We start from the raw sequence: 18,375 nt of genomic DNA, 5'->3' as shown, positions 1-18,375 counted from the left end.
CGCACATCTTACAGCAGATTTCCGGGCCGTCAACACCTTCTCGACACGCTTTCTGCTTCAGATCCCCCGCCGATTCGGCAGCCCCTCAAGGCCACCCCCTCAGCAGGGCCGCGCATTGTGCACATGCAACATCGGGTTGGGAAGGGGGTGTCGCAAATTTTTTTCACAGGCCTCGCTTGACGGGTCGTCACCGCTGTCAGAAGGTCGGCAACCCACCTCTTCTACCCGCGCCCCCAATGCACATGTCCTTCGTCTCGAAACTCTCCGCCGCGTGCCTGGGGCTATTGCTGTCGGGTTGTGCCATGGGCTCGGACATGTGGGTGGAAGTGGCCGACACGCGCTACGAAGTGGAGATCGCCGACGACGATTTCGAGCGCTCACGTGGCCTCATGTTCCGCGACGAACTGGCGGCGGGCCACGGGATGCTCTTCATCCACGAGCGGCAAGCACCGCAGGCGTACTGGATGAAGAACACGCGCATCGCGCTGGACATCCTCTACTTCGACGAGGACCGGACGCTGGTGTCGCAGCAGCGGGACGTGCCGCCGTGCTCGGCGGGCAATGCATGTCCGCCTTACCCGAGCGATGCCCCGGCGCGCTACGTGCTGGAGCTCAACGCGGGCGAAGCCGCGCGCATCGGCCTGCAGGACGGGATGAAGATGACGTTCGGACCGGACATCCCGGCGCACTGATCGAGGTCGACGCGGCGCGTCAGACCTCCATCATTTCGAAATCGTCCTTGGTGACACCGCAGTCCGGGCACGTCCACGTGTCGGGCACATCGTCCCAGCGCGTGCCCGGCTCGATACCTTCTTCCGGCAGCCCCTTGGCCTCGTCATAGATGAAACCGCAGACGACGCACATCCAGGTGCGGTAGGCGGTGGTCGTGGCGGTGTCGGACATGGGCGGATAATGCGCAAATTCGGGACGCGCATTGTCCCACCCCGCCCGCCCCCACGGAAGCACGCGAATGAACGAGCGCTGGCCGCGCACCGGCCTCTACGTGATCACGCCCGACGAACCCGACACCGCACGCCTGCTGGAACGGACGAGGACGGTGCTGGGTGCCGGCGCCACGTGGCTGCAGTACCGCAACAAGGTGGCGGATGCCGCCCTGCGTCGCGAGCAGGCCACTGCATTGTTGGAGATCTGCCGCGCCTACGACGTGCCATTGATCGTCAACGACGACTGGCGCCTGGCGGCCGACCTCGGCGCGGCCGGCGCGCACCTGGGCGAGGACGACGGCGATCTGCGCGCGGCGCGCGACGCGCTGGGCGACACCGCGCTGGTGGGCGCCTCCTGCTACGACGACATCGAGCTTGCACGGCGCGCCGTCGATCAGGGCGCCACCTACGTCGCGTTCGGCGCGTTCTTTCCATCTCCGACCAAGCCCAACGCACGACGTGCCGCCCCGGCGCTGCTGGAGGCATCGGCCAACCTTGGCGTTCCGCGGGTGGCGATCGGGGGGATCACCCCGGACAATGCGCCCTCGCTGATCGCCGCAGGCGCCGACCTGGTCGCGGTGATCAGTGGCGTGTTCGATGCGCCCGACCCCGCGCTGTCGGTGCGGCACTACCTGCGCGCCTTCGCGCTTCCTTCCCCCGCTGCCCGCCACGGCGCGCCAGCCCACCCGGACCAGACCCGATGAAGACCGACCGCTCCCATGCCCTGTTCACCCGTGCCTCGGAACTGCTGCCCGGCGGCGTCAACTCGCCGGTGCGCGCCTTCAAGTCCGTGGGCGGCGAGCCGTTCTTCGTGCAGCGCGCGGGAGGTCCTTACCTGCACGACGTCGATGGCAACCGCTACATCGACTATGTCGGTTCGTGGGGGCCGATGATCGCCGGGCACGCGCACCCGAAGGTGCTGGCGGCTGTCGAGCGCACCATGCGCGATGGCTTGAGCTTCGGCGTACCCAACGCGCTGGAAGTCACGATGGCCGAGGCAATCACCTCGATCGTGCCCAGCTGCGAGATGGTGCGGATGGTCAACTCCGGCACCGAGGCGACGCTCTCGGCGATCCGCGTGGCACGTGGCGCGACCGGGCGCAACCGCATCGTCAAGTTCGAGGGCTGCTACCACGGCCACGGCGACAGCTTCCTGGTGAAGGCCGGCAGCGGCGCGCTCACCCTGGGCCTGCCGAACTCGCCGGGCGTCCCGTCGGCGCTGGCCGACCTGACGCTGACCATCCCGTACAACGATTTCGACGCGGCCACCGAACTGTTCGAGAAGGCCGGCAGCGACATCGCCGGCCTGATCATCGAACCCATCGTCGGCAATGCGAATTGCATCCTGCCGCGCGACGGCTACCTGCAGCACCTGCGCGACCTGTGCACGAAGCATGGCGCACTGCTGATCTTCGACGAAGTCATGACCGGATTCCGGGTCGCGCTGGGCGGTGCGCAGCAGCGCTATGGCATCACGCCGGACCTGTCGACGTTCGGAAAGATCATCGGCGGCGGCATGCCGGTGGGCGCTTACGGCGGCCGGCGCGACCTGATGTCGCAGGTGGCACCGGCCGGCCCGATCTACCAGGCCGGCACGCTGAGCGGGAATCCGGTAGCGATGGCCGCGGGCCTGGCCACGCTCGAGTTGATCCGCGAACCCGGCTTCCACGATGCACTGGAGCGCAGCACGCATGCGCTGTGCGACGGGCTGGAGTCGGCCGCGCGCGACGCCGGTGTCACCTTCCACACGGTGCGCGCGCCCGGCATGTTCGGGCTGTATTTCCGCGAAGGCCCGATCGAGACGTTCGAGGACGCCAAGGGCTCCGACAGTGCGCGCTTCAACCGCTTCTTCCACGCCATGCTCGAGCGCGGCGTATACCTGGCGCCGTCCGCGTTCGAGGCCGGCTTCGTGTCGAGCGCGCATGGCGAGGCGGAGATCGCGGCCACGGTAGAGGCCGCGCGCGCCGCGTTCGCCGAGGTCGCGACGGGCTGACGATGCCGTGCCCGCGTCTGGTCCTGCTGGATTTCGACGGCGTGCTGGCGAGCTATTCGCACGCGGTGCGTTTCGCGCATCTGGCACGGAGCACAGGCTGTTCTTCGGAGCGCGTCCGACGCGCATTGATGGACGAGGGCCTGGAGGCGCGTTACGACGCCGGTCTGCTGTCGACCGGCGAGTACCTGCATCAACTGGGCGATGCGCTTGGCGCGCCCATCGATGCCGCGACATGGTGCGCGGCACGGCGCGCGTCCACGCATGTGGATCCCGATACCGAGGCCTGCGTCTCTGCCCTCGCCGGCCGGGCCGCGGTCGGCATTCTCAGCAACAACGGGCCGTTGATGGGCGAGGTCATTCGCGCCCTCGTGCCGTCGTGGTTCCCGCAGCTGGATGGCGCGGTGCTGCTCTCCGGTGCGCTGGGGGCCCGTAAGCCCGAGCCCGCCGCCTTCCAGCGTGCGCTGGCGCATTTCGGAGTGGGTGCCGCTGACACACTGTTCGTCGACGACTCGGCCACGCACGTCGCTGCCGCGGCCGGGCTCGGGCTGGATGCGCGTCAGGCGGAGGAACCGGCCGCGCTTCAGCGCATCCTGTCCGACGCCGGCTTGGCCTGACCCGTCCGCATCCCGGGGCCCTACTTCAGCCGGACGCGAGGCATCCCGCAAGCGCGCGCCGCAGCCGTCGCAGGCCTTCGGCAATGTCGTCGTCGCCGATGTTGAGGGCTGGCACGAAGCGCAGCACGTCCGGCCCGGCCTGGAGCAGCAGCAGCCCCTGCCCGATGCAGGCATCGAGGATGTCGCCGGCGCGGCCGGCGTGCGCGGGACGCAACTGCGCGCCGATCATCAGGCCCGCGCCACGCACGTCGTCAAAGAGATCGAACTCGGCGTGCAGGGCTGCAAGGCCGGCACGGATCGCATCGGCCTGGCGCGAGACGTTTTCCATCAACGCCGCGGATGTCAGCTCCTTCAGCGCGGCCCCTGCGACGGCCGCCGCCAACGGATTGCCGCCGAACGTGGTGCCGTGTACACCGAAGGACAGCGTATCGGCGGCGCGCGCGCCCACCAGCATCGCGCCGATCGGAAAGCCGCTGCCCAGGGCCTTGGCCAGCGTCACCACGTCCGGTTCCACGCCGTAGCCGTGACTGGCGAACAGGTGCCCGGTCCGGCCCATGCCGCACTGGATCTCGTCGCAGATGAGCAATGCATCGTGGCGGTCGCACAGCTCACGCAGCCCCGCCAGGAACCCAGGCGTCGCAGGCGTGACACCGCCCTCGCCCTGCACCGGCTCGACCAGTACCGCGCAGACGCTGCCGTCCGCCATGGCGGCCTTGGCGGCAGCCAGGTCGTTGAAGTCGCTGTAGGCGAAGCCCGGCGGCAGCGGCTCGAAACCTTCGTGGTACTTGGGCTGCGCGGTGGCCGTCACCGCGGCCAGCGTGCGGCCATGAAAGCTGCCGCGGAAGCTGAGGATGGTGCGACGCTCCGGCCCGCGCCCCTGCGCACTGGCCCAGCGCCTTGCCAGCTTGATCGCGGCCTCGTTGGCCTCGGCGCCGGAATTGCAGAAGAACACGCGCTCGGCAAAGCCCGAGGCCTCCACCAGCGCCTGCGCCAGCCGCAACGGCGGCTCGCTGACGAACACGTTGCTGGTGTGCCACAGCTTGCCGGCCTGCTCGTGCAGGGCCGCGAGCAGGGCCGGATGCGCGTGGCCGAGTGCATTGACGGCGATGCCGGCGCCGAAGTCGATGTATTCAACGCCGTCCCGGTCCCACACGCGCGATCCCCGACCGTGGTCCAGCACGATCCGGCGCGGCCGGTACACGGGCACGTAGTAGCGCTCGGCCAGCGCATAGAGGTCTGCGGTGGAATCGGTCATGGCGGCGGTTCGCGGGGCGGGCGCGCATTCTCGCCGATTGCACGGCACGCTGCGGCACAATCCCCGGCCGGAGGTCCCAATGCGCCTGCTGTTCTCGCCGCAGTTGAACCCCGCTACCGAAACCGGTTGGCGGCGCACCTGGTTCGACATCATCTATCGCCACGACACCCCGCCGTCACGCAACTTCGATCTGTTGCTGATCGTGGCGATCGTGGCCAGCGTGTCGGTGGTGATGCTCGACAGCGTGGACCACATCCACGCCACCTACGGCCATGTGCTGTACGCGATCGAGTGGGGGTTCACGCTGCTGTTCACGGCCGAGTACGCGCTGCGACTGGCCGTGGTGAAGCGACCGGTGCGCTACGGCCTGAGCAGTTGGGGAATCATCGACCTGCTGTCGATCCTGCCCACTTACCTGTCGCTGCTGTTCCCGGGAAGCCAGAGCCTGTTGGTGGTGCGCATCCTGCGCATCCTGCGGTTGTTCCGCATCCTCAAGCTGGTGCAGTACGTGGAGGAAGGCGGCGTGCTGGTGGGCGCGCTGTGGCGCAGCCGGCGCAAGATCTTCGTCTTCATCTGCGCGGTACTGACCGTCGTGGTCATCTTCGGCGCGCTGATGTACGTGGTGGAGGGGCCGGAACACGGCTTCGACAGCATCCCGATGGGGATGTACTGGGCCATCGTGACCATGGCCACGGTCGGTTTCGGCGACATCGCACCGGCCACCACGCTGGGCCGCTTCATCACCAGCATCCTGATCCTGATCGGCTACAGCGTGATCGCCGTACCGACAGGCATCTACACGGCCGAGCTGGCCAGCAGCCTGCGCCAGGCCGATGCAAGAACCCGGGTTGTCGACAACCGGGCCTGCCCGGACTGCGGGATGGAGGGGCACGACCCCGAGGCGCATTTCTGCCGCTGCTGCGGCCATGCGCTGGCCGCGCCGATGGGCTGAGGGAGCCTCAATCCAGGAACAGGTCGGGCAGCAGCGGCCGGGTGGGGTCGACCGCATACCGGTCGAGGTCGACCACGCCGGCGGCACGCAGCACATCCTCGTCCACCAAGAACTGGCCAGCGTAGCGCCCGCCTGCCGACGTCAGGATGGCGTGCGCGGCATCGGCGACGATGTCCGGCGTGCGGCACTGCGCCGCGTCCACGCCGGGGATCATGTTGATGGCGTCGGTGGCGATGATCGAACGCGGCCACAAGGCGTTGACTGCGACGCCCTGCGGGCCGAACTCCGCGGCCAGCCCCAGCGTGACGAAGCTCATGCCCATCTTGGCCAGCGTGTAACCGGTGTGCGGCCCCCACCAGTGCGGCGCCAGGCTGGGCGGCGGCGCCAGCGTGAGGATGTGCGGATCCTCGGCCTTGAGCAGGTGCGGCAGGCAGGCCTGGGCGCACAGGAAGCTGCCGCGGGAATTCACCTGCTGCATCAGGTCGAAGCGCTTCATCGGCGTATCGAGCGTGCCGCGCAGCCAGATCGCGCTGGCGTTGTTGACCAGGATGTCGATGCCGCCGAAGTGCTCGACCGCGGCCGCGACCGCGGCGCGCACCTGGTCCTCCTCGCGGATGTCGCACTTGAGCGCCAGCGCGCGGCCGCCCGCGCTCTCGACCTCGAATGCCACGCTGTGGATGGTGCCGGGCAGCTTGGGGTTGGCGACCGCGGACTTGGCGGCGATGGCGATGTTCGCGCCGTCGCGTGCGGCGCGCAGCGCGATGGCGCGACCGATGCCGCGCGAGGCGCCGGTGATGAAAAGGGTCTTGCCCGCAAGGGTGGACATTGCTGCTGCTCCGTAATCCGCGTCGGCCCAATTGTAGGAGCGGCTTCAGCCGCGGAGCGCCGGCGTTGCACCCGCAGGCGCAACCCGCGGTCCCAAGGGGTGGCGGCGACGACCCGCGTGGTCGCGACTTACGTCGCTCCTGCTGTCGGTTACGTTGGGGGAACGATCGCGGCTGAAGCCGCTCCTACAGCTCTGGCTAGGGCTTGGGGCCCTGCCCTTCATTGTCTTCCCACTTCAGCAGCCTGCGCGTCACGAAGCGGTACACCGGCTTGCCGGTGGCGAACCACGCCTCGCGCACCCACGAGTGGCGCTTGAGCACGCGGCGCTCGACCGGCGTGATCGCCTCCGGGCAGTACATGCGCTTGTGCTTGAGCAGGTGGCGCAGGTCCTCGCGCGCCAGCAGGCGCATCCACCGCGAGCGCGGGTGGCCGCGCACCGCCAGCTGGAAATCGATGATCGCCGGCGTGCCGTCATCGAGCACCAGCCAGTTGGCCTCCTTGGCCAGGTCGTTGTGCGCCAGGCCGCGGCGGTGCAGCTGTTGCAGCAGTCTTCGTGCCTGGCGGAAATAGGCGAGATCGCCGCGCGGCGGGCGCTGGTACATGGCCGCGCCGGCCATGTAGCTGCGGTCGAGCTGGCGCCCGTTCCAGCCCAGCAGTTGCGGCGTCGCGGGCAGCCCTTCGATCTGCGCCAGCGCACGCGCCTCACGGCGCGCCAGCCACCAGGCCGGAAGCCGCAACCAGCCGGGGACATGGATGAGATCGCGACGCACGAACAGCCCATCGGGCCCGCGCATCAATGCGATCCGCCCGAAGCTGTCGGATTTCAGGGCGTCGACTTCGACAGAGGGCGGACGGACTTCAGGCATCGCGCCAGTGTACGCAATGGCCGCGACCCGACGACGCACCTGTCGCATGCCAGACGTGTCGCCCTGGATATCCCCGACGATGAATTCAAGGCCACACGGGGCAATGGAAATCCGCGACCCGCTGCCATAATGGGGCGATGGAACCGGCCTGGCTCGAAAGCGCGACCGCGTGGATCAATGCAAACCCGGTCGCTGCCGGCCTGCTCGTCTTCCTGATCGCCTTCTGCGATGCGCTGGTGGTGGCCGGCATCATCGTGCCGGCGCTGCCGCTGCTGTTCGCCGTCGGCGCGGCCGTGGGCCTCGGCCACATCAACGGACCGTACGCGCTGGCGTGCGCCGCGACCGGTGCATTCGTCGGTGACGCGCTGAGTTTCTGGATCGGACGGCGCTGGGGCACACAGCTGCGCCAACGCTGGCCGTTCTCGCGCTACCCGCAGTGGCTCGACCGCGGCGAGGGCCTGTTCCGGCGGCACGGGGTCAAGAGCATCTTCATCGCGCGCTTCGTGGGCGCGGTGCGGCCGTTCGTCCCGGCCATCGCCGGCATGCTGGAGATGCCGGTCCGGCGCTACGCGTTGCCCAGCGCGGTGGCCTGCCTGGCGTGGGCGGGGGCATTCCTGGCACCGGGCTGGATCCTGGGCGCGTCCTACGACGCCGTCGCCGCGGTGGCCGATCGACTTGCGCTGGTGCTCCTGGGGCTGGCCGCGGCGGTCGCGCTGGTCTGGGCCGGGGTGCTCTACACCTGGCGCTGGTTCGCACAGCACGCCGACGCCCTGCTGGCACGCGCACTGGCGTGGAGCCGCGCGCATCCGCGCCTGGGCCGCTACACCGGCGCGTTGATCGACCCCAACCGGCCCGAGTCGGCCTCGCTGCTGATGCTGGCCATGTGCCTGCTGGCGATCAGCTGGGCGTGGTTCTCGCTGCTCGCGGGGCTGCTGGCGTCCGGCGGCCCGCTGGCGTTCGACCATTACGTCCACGACCTCATGTGGAGCCTGCGCAACCCGCTGGCCGACCGCCTGATGGCGGCGCTGGCGAGCCTAGGCGACGCCGTGGTGCTGGGCACCGCCTCGGCCGTGCTGCTGGCGTACCTGCTGTGGCGCAAGCGCTGGATGGCGGCGGCGCACTGGCTGGCGGCGCTGGTGTTCGGCCTGGTGCTGACCGCGCTGCTGGAGGCGGCCATCGACATGCCGCGCCCGCCGACGGCGCCGGCCGGCTTCGGGTTCCCGTCCGTCGCGGTGACGATGACTACGGTGGCGTTCGGCTTCTTCGCGGTGCTTATCGCGCGCGAGCTGCCGGGCCGCAAGCGCGTCTGGCCGTACCTGCTTGCCGGCGTGGTCACCACGCTGGTCGGCTTCTCGCGCCTGTACCTGGGCGCGCACTGGCCCAGCGACCTGATCGGCGGGACGCTGTTCGGGATCCTGTGGCTGCTGGTGCTGGGCATCGCCTACCGCCGCCACGTGTCGCGCTCGTTCTGGATGCGGCCGATGGCGTGGCTGTTCTATGGCAGCTTCGCCGCGGTCGCGCTGTGGCACGCACCGCGCGCCGCCGACGACGTGCTGGCGAAGTTCCAGTCGCCGGTTCCACCGGAGGTCGTGGCCGCGAACGACTGGTGGCAGCAGGACTGGGCGCGGCTGCCCGCCCGTCGCACGGAAACCAACGCGCGCCAGCGCTGGCCGCTTGGTGTGCAGGTGGCCGGGCCGCTCGCGCCGCTCCAGCAGCACCTCGAAGCCCGCGGTTGGCGCGTCCAGCCCCAGGCGGACTGGCAGGACGCGGTATCGCTGCTGGACGACGACACCCCCGGTCGCGAGCAGGCGGTATTGCCGGCGACGCTCGATGCCCACGCCGAAGCGCTGCTGATGCTGCGCCCGGGGCGGGAGCCGGATGAACGATTCGCGCTGCGGTTGTGGCCGGCACCGGTGCAGCTGGGCGACGGCACGCCGCTCTGGATCGGCACGGCGCAGACACTGCGCCTGAGCCGGCCACTCGACGCGGTCGCCTTGTGGTTGCCGGTACCGGAGGACCGCGCCGCGCGTACCGCGGTGCTGATCGCACTGGATGGTTTCGACCCGATGGAGTCGCCGCATCCGCGCGACCCGGGCGTGCCGGTAATGCGGATCCGTATCGACGCCGCTACGGCGGCAGCGCCCTCAGGGCAGTAGCGACAGCACCCGCTGCAGGCGGTCGTGCGGGTCGTCGAGTTGCAGCAGCGCTTGGCGCTGTTCGTCCGGCATCGGCAGCAGCTCGATCAGGCGCCAGCCCACCCAGGCGGCATCGTCGAACCGGTCGGCGGTCGCCTTGGCGTGTTCACCTCCGACCTTGTCGAGGATCTCCTGCAACAGCGTGGACAGCAGCGCATGCTCCGGTCGCACCGGCTCGATCACGTCCTCGTCGCACCACTCCACGTCGGCCACCTGCAGGCCGTTGTCGCGCACGCGCACGCGGTGCGCATGGAAGCGCCGCGTGCCGCGCACGCGCAGGGTGAGCAATCCATCATCGCCACGCCCGAAATCCTCGATCACCGCTTCGGTGCCATACGCGGCGGCCGTGGCGGCTTCGCCGGCTTCCTCGCCGTCGATGAGCAGGCAGATGCCGAACCCCCTCCCCTCTCGGCTGCAGTCGCGCACCAGGTCGAGGTAACGCGGCTCGAAGATGCGCAGGCCCAGTGACGCGCCCGGCACCAGCACGGTGTGCAGGGGGAACAGGCCGAGCGGCTCCATCGCGGGGCGTTCGTCGTTCATCGCCGCCAGTCTACGCGCCGCGATGCCGACGGCGGGTCAACGCGAAGTCTGCAGCGCTTGTAGGAAACGCCGTGGCGCGCCGTCGAAGCCGCCGTTGGACATGAACACCACGTGGTCGCCCGCGGCCGCGCGCGCGCGCAGCGCGTCGATCAACGCATCCGCATCGGGCACGGCGATGCCGTCGCCCCGCAACGCGGCAACCACCTTGCCGCCGTCCCATGCCAGCTCGGGGCGGTGCAGGAACACCACCGCGTCGGCGTCGGCAAGCGACGGTGCCAGCGCCTCGGCATGCGCGCCCAGCCGCATGGAATTGCTACGCGGCTCCATGGCCACCACGATGCGCGCGCCGCCGACCTTTGCCCGCAGGCCGGCCAGCGTGGTGGCGATGGCCGTGGGGTGGTGGGCGAAGTCGTCGTAGACGGTGATGCCGTCGTGCGTGCCGACCAGCTCCATGCGCCGCTTCACGCTACGGAAGTCCGCCAGCGCCGGCAGTATCGCCGCGACGTCGTGCCCGGCCGCGGCCACGGCCGCGAGCGAGGCCAGCGCGTTCATGACGTTGTGCCGGCCGAGCAATGGCCATCGCACTTCGCCGAGCTCGACGCCACGGTGGATCACGACGAACGCACTGCCGTCCTCGGCCAGCAGCCGCGCGGTCCAGGTGAATGCCGCGCCGGCGTCGCCCGCGGCGTCGCCACGGTCGCCGTGCACCGGGCCCGCCACCGCCTGCGCTGCGTCCAGCCCGAAGGTGTCCACCGGCGTCCAGCAGCCCATCGCCAGCACTTCGGCCAGGCGCGCGTCCTCGCCGTTGACGATCAGGCGGCCGCTGCCCGGCACCGTGCGTACGAGGTGGTGGAACTGGCGCTGGATCGCGGCCACGTCCGGGAAAATATCGGCGTGGTCGAACTCCAGGTTGTTGAGGATGGCGATGCGCGGCCGGTAGTGGACGAACTTGCTGCGCTTGTCGAAGAACGCGGTGTCGTACTCGTCGGCCTCCACCACGAACGCGCGGCCCGTGCCGACGCGCGCGGACACGCCGAAGTCTTCCGCCACGCCGCCGATCAGGAAGCCCGGCTCGGCGCCGGCCGCCTGCAGCAGGTAGGTGAGAATGGTCGAGGTCGTGGTCTTGCCGTGGGTGCCGGCCACCGCGATGACCTCGCGTCGCGGCAGGACCTGTTCGGCCAGCCACTGGGCGCCGGAAATGTAGCGGCGCCCCGCATCCAGCACCGCCTCCACCGCCGGGTTGCCGCGCGAAAGCGCGTTGCCGACCACCACATCGTCGCAGTCGGCGGAGATGTTGGAGGGGTCGTAGCCCTGTCGCAGGGCGATGCCGAGCTGCTCGAGCTGGGTCGACATCGGCGGGTAGACCGCCTGGTCGCTGCCTTCGACCTGGTGGCCGAGTTCGCGCGCCAGGGCCGCCACGCCGCCCATGAAGGTGCCGGCGATGCCGAGGATATGCAGTTTCATGGCGGCGGAGCTCGTGGTGGGTGCTCGGGGGGCAACGCGGGCCTGGAGCGCCCGCATGTCAGGCTGGAGAGGGCCCGGCATGCGACCGGGCCATCGGGGCGACGGGGTCTCAGCCGACCTCGCGCACCGGCGCGATCGCCTCGATGATGCGGGTGAACACTTCGTCCAGCGTGCCGACGCCGTCCACGACGGTCAGCTGGCCGTGCGTGCGGTAGAACTCAATGACCGGCGCGGTCTGGGAGTCGTACACATTGAGGCGCGTGCGCACCGACTCCGGGCTGTCGTCGGCGCGTCCCTCGGCCGCGGCGCGGCCGGCGATGCGCTCCACCAGCAGCTCGGTGGCGACGTCCAGTTGCACCGCCGCATCCATCGGCTGGCCGATACGCTTGAGCAGCACGTCCAGCGCGTCGGCCTGGGCCAGATTGCGCGGGTAGCCGTCGAGGATGAAGCCATTGGCGGTATCGGGCCGAGAGAAGCGGTCCTCAAGCATGCCCAGCAGGATCGCGTCGCTGACCAGCTCACCGCGGGCCATGACCTCCTTGGCCTCCAGCCCCAGCGGGCTGCCGGCGGCGACTTCCGCGCGCAGCAGGTCGCCGGTGGAGATGTGCGGCACCTGCAGGTGCTCCTTGAGCCGTGCGGCCTGCGTGCCCTTGCCTGAACCGGGCGCACCCAGAAGTACCAATCGCATCTACATCGCTCCCGCAGTCTGAACCTGACGCCTGCGCGGGCGGCGCTACACTCGGGCCGCGCCCGCCGCGCCGGCAAACGGCGGCCAGCTTACCGCATCCGGCCGGCCGCCCCCACGCTCAATGGACCTGCCCATGGCTTCCGGAACCCTGCTCTACGCCCAGTCCGGCGGTGTCACCGCCGTCATCAATGCCACCGCGTCGGCCGTGATCCAGGCCGCGCGTGCCCGCAAGGTGCCGGTGCTGGCCGCCCGCAACGGCATCCTGGGCGCGCTTCGCGAGGAGTTGATCGACACCCGGCGCGAGTCGATTTCGGCCATCCGCGCACTGGCGCACACGCCCGGCGGCGCGTTCGGGTCCTGCCGGGTGAAGCTCAAGTCGCTGGACGAGGACCGCGCCCGCTACGAGCGGCTGCTGGAAGTGCTGCGCGCCCACGACGTGCGCTGGTTCCTCTACAACGGCGGCAACGATTCGGCCGACACCGCGCTGAAGGTGTCGAAGCTGGCGGCCGAGTTCGATTACCCGCTCACCTGCGTCGGCGTGCCCAAGACGGTCGACAACGACCTGGCCGTGACCGACTGCTGCCCGGGGTTCGGGTCCGCCGCCAAGTACACGGCCGTGTCGGTACGCGAGGCGGCGCTGGACGTCGCGGCGATGGCCGACACCTCGACCAAGGTCTTCGTGTACGAGGCGATGGGCCGGCACGCCGGCTGGCTGGCGGCGGCCGCGGGGCTGGCAGGCAACGGGCCGGATGAGGCGCCGCACCTGATCCTGTTCCCGGAGCGTCCGTTCGACGAGGCCGACTTCTTCAAGCGCGTGAAGGCCACGGTCGAGCGCGTCGGCTACTGCGTGGTGGTGGCCAGCGAAGGCATCCAGGATTCACAAGGCCGCTTCATCGCCGATGCCGGTGGCGGCAAGGACTCCTTCGGCCATACCCAGCTGGGCGGCGTGGCGTCGCACCTGGCGGGGCGGGTCAAGGATGCGCTCGGCTACAAGGTGCACTGGACCCTGCCCGACTACCTGCAGCGTTCGGCGCGCCACCTGGCGTCGAAGGTCGACCTGGAGCAGGCCATGGCGGTCGGCACGGCCGCGGTCGAATATGCATTGGCAGGCCGCAATGCCGTGATGCCGGTGATCGTGCGCACGTCCGATGCGCCCTACCGCTGGAAGATCGAGGCGGCACCGCTGTCGAAGGTCGCCAACCACGAGAAGAAGATGCCGGCCGGCTTCATTCGCCGCGACGGCTACGGCATCACCGACAAGGCCCGCGCCTACCTGCAGCCGTTGATCCGTGGGGAAGCACCGCCGCCGTACGGGCGCGATGGGCTGCCGGCCTACGTCACGCTTCGAAATGAGGCGGTGCCGCGGCGCCTTGCGCCCTGGAAAGGCTGAGGCACGGCCAGCGCACGCGACCCGGTCAGCCGCCGCAGGGCAGGCCTTCGACCGACATGGAGGCTGCGAACAGCGGCACGGCATCGAGCTTGCCGGCCTCGGCCTCCTTTCGCATCTCCTCCAGGTACACCCGCATCTGGCCCTGTCCGTCGCGCTCGGTCGCCTGAGCCTGCGCCAGCGGCTTGCGCCACACGCGCACCACGGCCTGCTGGGTTTGGCACGAGGCATTGGGCACCCGGATCAGGTCGTTGAGTACCCATCCGGCACCGGTTGACGGCTTGGCTTCGGCCGCATCGACGAATCGCGCGCGCGGCTGGCAGTTCGGGCTGCTGCGCACCACGGCGAAACGGTATGGCGCGTCGGCCTGCCCGGTGAACGCACCTTCCAGCCGCGCGCAGGCTTCCGGGATGGTGCGCAGCGTGTGGGCTGCGCCAACCGCCTGCGGCGCTGCTTCACCGCGCTCGATCTCCGGGACGGGATCGGCGGCCAGCGATGGCAGCGCCACCAGCGCGGTGGTCAAGGCAATGAGGAGGGCGGACTGACGCATGGCTCGGGCTCCGGCGGCGGGCTGCACGACGTTGTCCGGCATGCTGTCCGCATTCAAGGGGTCCGCAGGCTGGCACGCAGGCGCTGAACCCCGGTTTCACGAGGTGTCGCGCCCCGGTGCGCTGTGCCATAGTCGGCCCCGTTGCCCGCGCCACCGCGTCGGGCGGCGCACAACAATTCGATGCATCAAATCCGTTGTCCTGTGATGTCCACTCTGGGGAGGGGTTCATGCTGGAGCAGTACGGTTTGACCTTGGCGCTCGTCTGCGCCGTCATCGCGATCCTCTACGGGATCATTTCGGCGCGCTGGATCAGCGCGCAGCCCGCCGGTAACGAACGCATGCAGGAGATCGCCGGCGCGATCCAGGAAGGCGCGCGCGCCTACCTCAACCGGCAGTACACGACCATCGCCATTGCCGGCGTCGTACTGCTGCTGCTGATCGGTTTCTTCCTCGACTGGGCCACGGCGATCGGGTTCCTGATCGGCGCGGTGCTGTCGGGTGCGGCAGGCTACATCGGCATGAACGTCTCGGTCCGCGCCAACGTGCGCACCGCCGAGGCCGCCCGCAGGGGCATCGGCCCGGCGATGGACGTTGCCTTCCGCGGCGGCGCGATCACCGGCATGCTGGTGGTTGGACTGGGCCTGCTGGGCGTGGCCGGCTACTGGATGGCGCTGGAGTCGATGGGCATCGTCGGCGAGGACGCGCTGCACGCGCTGGTGGGCCTGGCCTTCGGCAGTTCGCTGATCTCGATCTTCGCGCGACTGGGCGGCGGCATCTTCACCAAGGGCGCCGACGTCGGCGCGGACCTGGTGGGCAAGGTCGAGGCCGGCATCCCCGAGGACGACCCGCGCAACCCGGCGGTCATCGCCGACAACGTGGGCGACAACGTCGGCGACTGCGCAGGCATGGCCGCCGACCTGTTCGAAACCTACGCGGTGACGGTGATCGCCACCATGCTGCTGGGCTTCCTGATGGCCGGCGAAGTCGGCGCCAACGGCGCGCTGTACCCGCTGGTGCTGGGCGGCGTGTCGATCATCGCCTCGATCATCGGGGCGATGTTCGTGAAGGTGAAGGCCGGCGGCTCGATCATGGGCGCGCTGTACCGCGGCGTGATCGTCTCCGGTGTACTGGCGGCGATCGCCTATTGGCCGATCACCACCGCCCTGATGGCCGACAACGTCCACGGCGCGATGAACCTTTACGGCTGCGCGCTGGTGGGCCTGGTGCTGACCGGGGCCATCGTCTGGATTACCGAGTATTACACCGGCACGCAGTTCAAGCCGGTGCGGCACGTCGCGCAGGCGTCGACCACCGGCCACGGCACCAACATCATCGCCGGCCTCGGCATCTCGATGAAGTCCACGGCGCTGCCGGTGATCGCGGTCTGCATCGCGATCTGGGGCTGCTTCGAGCTGGCCGGTCTGTACGGCATCGCCATCGCCGCCACGGCGATGCTGTCGATGGCCGGCATGATCGTCGCGCTCGATGCCTACGGCCCGATCACCGACAACGCCGGCGGCATCGCAGAGATGGCCGAGCTGCCGCCGGAAGTGCGTGCGATCACCGACCCGCTCGATGCGGTCGGCAACACCACCAAGGCGGTCACCAAGGGCTACGCAATCGGCTCGGCGGCACTGGCCGCGCTCGTCCTGTTCGCCGATTACACCTACAACCTGGAAACGGTTGGCTCGGCCCGGGCGCTGCTCGACGGGGTGGCGTACGTGCCCCCGACCTTCGACCTGTCCAACCACATGGTGATCATCGGCCTGCTGATCGGCGGCCTGATCCCCTATCTGTTCGGCGCGATGGCGATGGAAGCGGTGGGACGCGCGGCGGGTTCGGTCGTCGAGGAGGTCCGCCGCCAGTTCCGCGAAATCCCGGGGATCATGGAAGGCACCGGCAAGCCGGACTACTCGCGCGCCGTCGACATGCTGACGCGCTCGGCGATCAAGGAAATGATCGTGCCGTCGCTACTGCCAGTCGCCGTGCCGATCGTGGTCGGCCTGCTGCTGGGGCCGGAGGCGCTGGGCGGCCTGCTGATCGGTACGATCGTCACGGGCCTGTTCGTGGCGATCTCGATGACCACCGGCGGCGGCGCCTGGGACAACGCCAAGAAGTACATCGAGGACGGCAACTTCGGCGGCAAGGGCAGCGAGGCGCACAAGGCCGCGGTGACCGGCGACACGGTCGGCGATCCCTACAAGGACACCGCCGGCCCGGCGATCAATCCGCTGATCAAGATCATCAACATCGTCGCGCTGCTGATGGTGCCGCTGCTATGACCTGATGCGGCACCCCCGTCACCCAGGGGCGGCCTTCGGGCCGCCTCTTTTTTTGTGCCTACGCAGCGTCGGCCGCGACTGCCTGGACTCCAATCCCTGTGCCAGAAGGGCTTGTCCGCAGCCGCCATCGCCCCATGCTGCGCCGCAGCAGCCAGCCGCGTAAAATGCCCGGCTTTCCCGGCCGCACCGTTGCGGCCCTCCCCCGACACTGGAGCAGCACATGGGCCTGGACCTCGTCCCCACCGGCAAGAATCCGCCGGAAGAGATCAACGTCATCATCGAAATCCCGAAGGACGCCGAGCCCGTCAAGTACGAGGTCGACAAGGCGTCCGGCGCGATCTTCGTCGACCGCATCCTGTCCACGCCGATGCGCTACCCGTGCAACTACGGCTACGTCCCGCACACCCTGTGCGGCGACGGCGACCCGGCCGACGTGCTGGTCATCCTGCCGCTGCCCCTGATCCCCGGTTCGGTCATCCGCTGCCGCCCGGTGGGCGTGCTGAAGATGTCGGACGAAGCCGGCTCCGACGAGAAGCTGCTGGCCGTGCCTGTCGACAAGGTCTTTGCCGGCTACACGCACATCGACGACATCGAGAAGGTCAGCCCCCACTGGCTGGAGCGCATCGGCCACTTCTTCGAGCACTACAAGGACCTGGAGAAGGGCAAGTGGGTCAAGCTGGACGGCTGGGGCAACGCGGCCGAAGCCAAGGCGATCCTGCTCGATGCGGTAAAGCGCTTCGAGAATTCGGCGGACAAGCCGAACTTCTGAGCCCGGCGGCGAACCCTGCGCTCCGATCCCCGGGTCGTCCGGTGCCGGAGCGTCAGGCGTTGTCGCCCATCTGGCGCTGCGCCCTCGCGCCGACCTCCTGCGCGGATGCAGCTTGTGCGGGCACGACGGCCACGCGCGCGACCATCACTTGCATGGCATCGAACCAGCGCAACTGGTTGTTCAGTACCAACGGCTGCGCGGGCGTGGCGACCTCGGAAAGGTAGCGCCCGAGAAGTTCGCGGAACGCCTCGTGGCCGTCGGGCCGGTCGCCGAACCGGGCCCACAGCCCTTGCCACGCGCGGGCGAACCGCATGGTCAGTTGGCGCACCGGCTGCAACTGCGGATGTGGCATGGCGTCGGCCAGCAACTGGCCAAGGTGGGTGTTGATCTCCCAAGGCGACATCACCACCGGCACGTTCACCCGCTCGCAGGCAAACGTAGCCTCGCCGTCGGTGGGCGCCACGTACTCGGGCTCCCATAGCCCTGGACCCCGTGGCGCGGAATGCGCGCGCCCGCGGCCGAGCAGCCCCCAGAACGCTTCACCGCCCACGGTGTCCACCACCAAGTGCACGCGCGATTCGGTCGCATCGTTCAGTACCCGGTGCTGCCGCCATGTATCGAAGATCCAGCATTCCCCGGCGGCCATGTTGATGGCTGCGTCGCCGCACTCGAACCGCACCGTCGGCTGGGTGACGATCGGGACGTGGACGCGCACGCGCTCGGCCCAGTAGTAGCCCTGGTCGGCGTGTCGCGTCACCTCTGCATGGCCGGACAATCGCATGAGGCGGCTTCGTCCGACCGTCGCACCCAGCGTGCCGAACACCTGCGACAGGTAGGGGCAGCGGCGCAATTCTGGCGTAGGTGCCATTTCGCCCGCAAAGGACTCGTTGGCGGCGTCACCGTCCACGGCGACCAAGGGCAGCATCGAGTTTCCAGGGAACCCCTGCGGATGCGGCCGCCAGGCCGCGTCACCGAGCTGCGCGACTTCGGCCGCAAGCCGCTCCGCGTCGAACCGCAGCGGCAACTGGATGAACGGGAGTTGGAGTTTCAT

At 69.5% G+C, this 18,375-nt stretch carries 18 protein-coding genes; 9 read left to right on the top strand and 9 right to left on the bottom strand.

Features of this window, described 5'->3' with window-relative positions; translation table 11 throughout:
* Window positions 1-242: 242 nt before the first annotated feature.
* Window positions 243-692, top strand: a complete 450-nt coding sequence (locus K6753_RS13950; protein ID WP_223677075.1) for a DUF192 domain-containing protein — start codon at window positions 243-245, stop codon at window positions 690-692.
* Between the two features lie 19 nt (window positions 693-711).
* On the opposite strand, the gene K6753_RS13945 is transcribed toward K6753_RS13950, so the two are convergent.
* Window positions 712-903 (bottom strand): rubredoxin, encoded by a 192-nt coding sequence (locus K6753_RS13945; protein WP_223677074.1) that lies wholly within the window; start codon window positions 901-903, stop codon window positions 712-714.
* 67 nt (window positions 904-970) lie between these two features.
* On the opposite strand from K6753_RS13945, the gene thiE reads away from it, so the two are divergent.
* From thiE to K6753_RS13930, 3 genes are read left to right on the top strand one after another with little or no spacing between them, the layout of a single operon-like run.
* Window positions 971-1,648, top strand: coding sequence for a thiamine phosphate synthase (gene thiE, locus K6753_RS13940; protein ID WP_223677073.1), 678 nt, complete (start codon window positions 971-973; stop codon window positions 1,646-1,648).
* Window positions 1,645-2,937, top strand: a complete 1,293-nt coding sequence (gene hemL / locus K6753_RS13935; RefSeq protein WP_223677072.1) for a glutamate-1-semialdehyde 2,1-aminomutase — start codon at window positions 1,645-1,647, stop codon at window positions 2,935-2,937. Before thiE ends, hemL begins: the two co-directional genes overlap by 4 nt.
* 2 nt (window positions 2,938-2,939) lie before the next feature.
* Window positions 2,940-3,551: an HAD family hydrolase gene (locus tag K6753_RS13930; RefSeq protein WP_223677071.1), complete on the top strand. Its 612-nt coding sequence runs from the start codon at window positions 2,940-2,942 to the stop codon at window positions 3,549-3,551.
* Window positions 3,552-3,576: 25 nt separating this feature from the next.
* Here K6753_RS13930 and K6753_RS13925 read toward each other — a convergent pair whose 3' ends face one another.
* Window positions 3,577-4,806: an aspartate aminotransferase family protein gene (locus K6753_RS13925; protein ID WP_223677070.1), complete on the bottom strand. Its 1,230-nt coding sequence runs from the start codon at window positions 4,804-4,806 to the stop codon at window positions 3,577-3,579.
* A gap of 79 nt (window positions 4,807-4,885) precedes the next feature.
* On the opposite strand from K6753_RS13925, the gene K6753_RS13920 reads away from it, so the two are divergent.
* Window positions 4,886-5,758 (top strand): ion transporter, encoded by an 873-nt coding sequence (locus K6753_RS13920; RefSeq protein ID WP_223677069.1) that lies wholly within the window; start codon window positions 4,886-4,888, stop codon window positions 5,756-5,758.
* A 7-nt stretch (window positions 5,759-5,765) separates the two neighbouring features.
* On the opposite strand, the gene K6753_RS13915 is transcribed toward K6753_RS13920, so the two are convergent.
* Both K6753_RS13915 and K6753_RS13910 read right to left on the bottom strand, forming a co-directional pair.
* Window positions 5,766-6,584 (bottom strand): SDR family oxidoreductase, encoded by an 819-nt coding sequence (locus tag K6753_RS13915; RefSeq protein ID WP_223677068.1) that lies wholly within the window; start codon window positions 6,582-6,584, stop codon window positions 5,766-5,768.
* A 196-nt stretch (window positions 6,585-6,780) separates the two neighbouring features.
* Window positions 6,781-7,449: a serine/threonine-protein kinase gene (locus K6753_RS13910; RefSeq protein WP_223677067.1), complete on the bottom strand. Its 669-nt coding sequence runs from the start codon at window positions 7,447-7,449 to the stop codon at window positions 6,781-6,783.
* Window positions 7,450-7,586: 137 nt separating this feature from the next.
* On the opposite strand from K6753_RS13910, the gene K6753_RS13905 reads away from it, so the two are divergent.
* On the top strand, window positions 7,587-9,605 hold the full coding sequence (locus K6753_RS13905; RefSeq protein ID WP_223677066.1) for a bifunctional DedA family/phosphatase PAP2 family protein: 2,019 nt from the start codon (window positions 7,587-7,589) through the stop codon (window positions 9,603-9,605).
* Here the strand turns inward: K6753_RS13905 and K6753_RS13900 are convergent.
* The 3 genes from K6753_RS13900 to K6753_RS13890 form a co-directional block, all read right to left on the bottom strand.
* Window positions 9,594-10,184 carry an LON peptidase substrate-binding domain-containing protein gene (locus tag K6753_RS13900; RefSeq protein WP_223677065.1) on the bottom strand — a complete coding sequence of 197 codons (591 nt, stop codon included), beginning with the start codon at window positions 10,182-10,184 and terminating at the stop codon, window positions 9,594-9,596. The genes K6753_RS13905 and K6753_RS13900 overlap by 12 nt on opposite strands.
* 36 nt (window positions 10,185-10,220) lie before the next feature.
* The gene (locus K6753_RS13895; RefSeq protein WP_223677064.1) at window positions 10,221-11,648 is read right to left on the bottom strand and encodes a Mur ligase family protein; all 1,428 of its coding nucleotides are present in this window, start codon (window positions 11,646-11,648) and stop codon (window positions 10,221-10,223) included.
* A 109-nt stretch (window positions 11,649-11,757) separates the two neighbouring features.
* Window positions 11,758-12,336, bottom strand: coding sequence for an adenylate kinase (locus tag K6753_RS13890; RefSeq protein ID WP_223677063.1), 579 nt, complete (start codon window positions 12,334-12,336; stop codon window positions 11,758-11,760).
* Between the two features lie 133 nt (window positions 12,337-12,469).
* Between K6753_RS13890 and K6753_RS13885 the strand changes: the two genes are divergently transcribed.
* Window positions 12,470-13,726 (top strand): 6-phosphofructokinase, encoded by a 1,257-nt coding sequence (locus K6753_RS13885; protein WP_223677062.1) that lies wholly within the window; start codon window positions 12,470-12,472, stop codon window positions 13,724-13,726.
* A gap of 25 nt (window positions 13,727-13,751) precedes the next feature.
* On the opposite strand, the gene K6753_RS13880 is transcribed toward K6753_RS13885, so the two are convergent.
* On the bottom strand, window positions 13,752-14,273 hold the full coding sequence (locus K6753_RS13880; protein ID WP_223677081.1) for a hypothetical protein: 522 nt from the start codon (window positions 14,271-14,273) through the stop codon (window positions 13,752-13,754).
* Window positions 14,274-14,500: 227 nt separating this feature from the next.
* Here K6753_RS13880 and K6753_RS13875 point away from each other — a divergent pair, with 227 nt between their 5' ends.
* Window positions 14,501-16,555 carry a sodium-translocating pyrophosphatase gene (locus tag K6753_RS13875; protein ID WP_223677061.1) on the top strand — a complete coding sequence of 685 codons (2,055 nt, stop codon included), beginning with the start codon at window positions 14,501-14,503 and terminating at the stop codon, window positions 16,553-16,555.
* Window positions 16,556-16,775: 220 nt separating this feature from the next.
* Complete coding sequence (ppa, locus tag K6753_RS13870; RefSeq protein ID WP_223677060.1) at window positions 16,776-17,324, top strand: inorganic diphosphatase; 549 nt, start codon at window positions 16,776-16,778, stop codon at window positions 17,322-17,324.
* A 52-nt stretch (window positions 17,325-17,376) separates the two neighbouring features.
* On the opposite strand, the gene K6753_RS13865 is transcribed toward ppa, so the two are convergent.
* Window positions 17,377-18,375 carry an aspartyl/asparaginyl beta-hydroxylase domain-containing protein gene (locus K6753_RS13865; protein ID WP_223677059.1) on the bottom strand — a complete coding sequence of 333 codons (999 nt, stop codon included), beginning with the start codon at window positions 18,373-18,375 and terminating at the stop codon, window positions 17,377-17,379.

The sequence above is a fragment of the Novilysobacter selenitireducens genome, from assembly GCF_020026895.1.
In the GTDB taxonomy this organism is placed as follows: domain Bacteria; phylum Pseudomonadota; class Gammaproteobacteria; order Xanthomonadales; family Xanthomonadaceae; genus Lysobacter_C; species Lysobacter_C selenitireducens.
Note: the sequence above shows the minus strand (reverse complement) of the source record. Positions and strands in the feature narration are given on the sequence as shown.

Excerpts from the sequence above, each read along its gene's own strand:
- K6753_RS13895 (WP_223677064.1), bottom strand. The coding sequence starts at position 11,648 with ATGAAACTGCATATCCTCGGCATCGCCGGCACCTTCATGGGCGGCGTG.
- K6753_RS13880 (WP_223677081.1), bottom strand. The coding sequence starts at position 14,273 with ATGCGTCAGTCCGCCCTCCTCATTGCCTTGACCACCGCGCTGGTGGCG.
- K6753_RS13900 (WP_223677065.1), bottom strand. The coding sequence starts at position 10,184 with ATGAACGACGAACGCCCCGCGATGGAGCCGCTCGGCCTGTTCCCCCTG.
- K6753_RS13885 (WP_223677062.1), top strand. The coding sequence starts at position 12,470 with ATGGCTTCCGGAACCCTGCTCTACGCCCAGTCCGGCGGTGTCACCGCC.
- K6753_RS13890 (WP_223677063.1), bottom strand. The coding sequence starts at position 12,336 with ATGCGATTGGTACTTCTGGGTGCGCCCGGTTCAGGCAAGGGCACGCAG.
- K6753_RS13945 (WP_223677074.1), bottom strand. The coding sequence starts at position 903 with ATGTCCGACACCGCCACGACCACCGCCTACCGCACCTGGATGTGCGTC.
- K6753_RS13910 (WP_223677067.1), bottom strand. The coding sequence starts at position 7,449 with ATGCCTGAAGTCCGTCCGCCCTCTGTCGAAGTCGACGCCCTGAAATCC.
- K6753_RS13920 (WP_223677069.1), top strand. The coding sequence starts at position 4,886 with ATGCGCCTGCTGTTCTCGCCGCAGTTGAACCCCGCTACCGAAACCGGT.
- K6753_RS13915 (WP_223677068.1), bottom strand. The coding sequence starts at position 6,584 with ATGTCCACCCTTGCGGGCAAGACCCTTTTCATCACCGGCGCCTCGCGC.
- K6753_RS13905 (WP_223677066.1), top strand. The coding sequence starts at position 7,587 with ATGGAACCGGCCTGGCTCGAAAGCGCGACCGCGTGGATCAATGCAAAC.
- K6753_RS13875 (WP_223677061.1), top strand. The coding sequence starts at position 14,501 with ATGCTGGAGCAGTACGGTTTGACCTTGGCGCTCGTCTGCGCCGTCATC.
- K6753_RS13930 (WP_223677071.1), top strand. The coding sequence starts at position 2,940 with ATGCCGTGCCCGCGTCTGGTCCTGCTGGATTTCGACGGCGTGCTGGCG.
- K6753_RS13865 (WP_223677059.1), bottom strand. The coding sequence starts at position 18,375 with ATGAAACTCCAACTCCCGTTCATCCAGTTGCCGCTGCGGTTCGACGCG.
- thiE (WP_223677073.1), top strand. The coding sequence starts at position 971 with ATGAACGAGCGCTGGCCGCGCACCGGCCTCTACGTGATCACGCCCGAC.
- K6753_RS13925 (WP_223677070.1), bottom strand. The coding sequence starts at position 4,806 with ATGACCGATTCCACCGCAGACCTCTATGCGCTGGCCGAGCGCTACTAC.
- ppa (WP_223677060.1), top strand. The coding sequence starts at position 16,776 with ATGGGCCTGGACCTCGTCCCCACCGGCAAGAATCCGCCGGAAGAGATC.
- K6753_RS13950 (WP_223677075.1), top strand. The coding sequence starts at position 243 with ATGTCCTTCGTCTCGAAACTCTCCGCCGCGTGCCTGGGGCTATTGCTG.
- hemL (WP_223677072.1), top strand. The coding sequence starts at position 1,645 with ATGAAGACCGACCGCTCCCATGCCCTGTTCACCCGTGCCTCGGAACTG.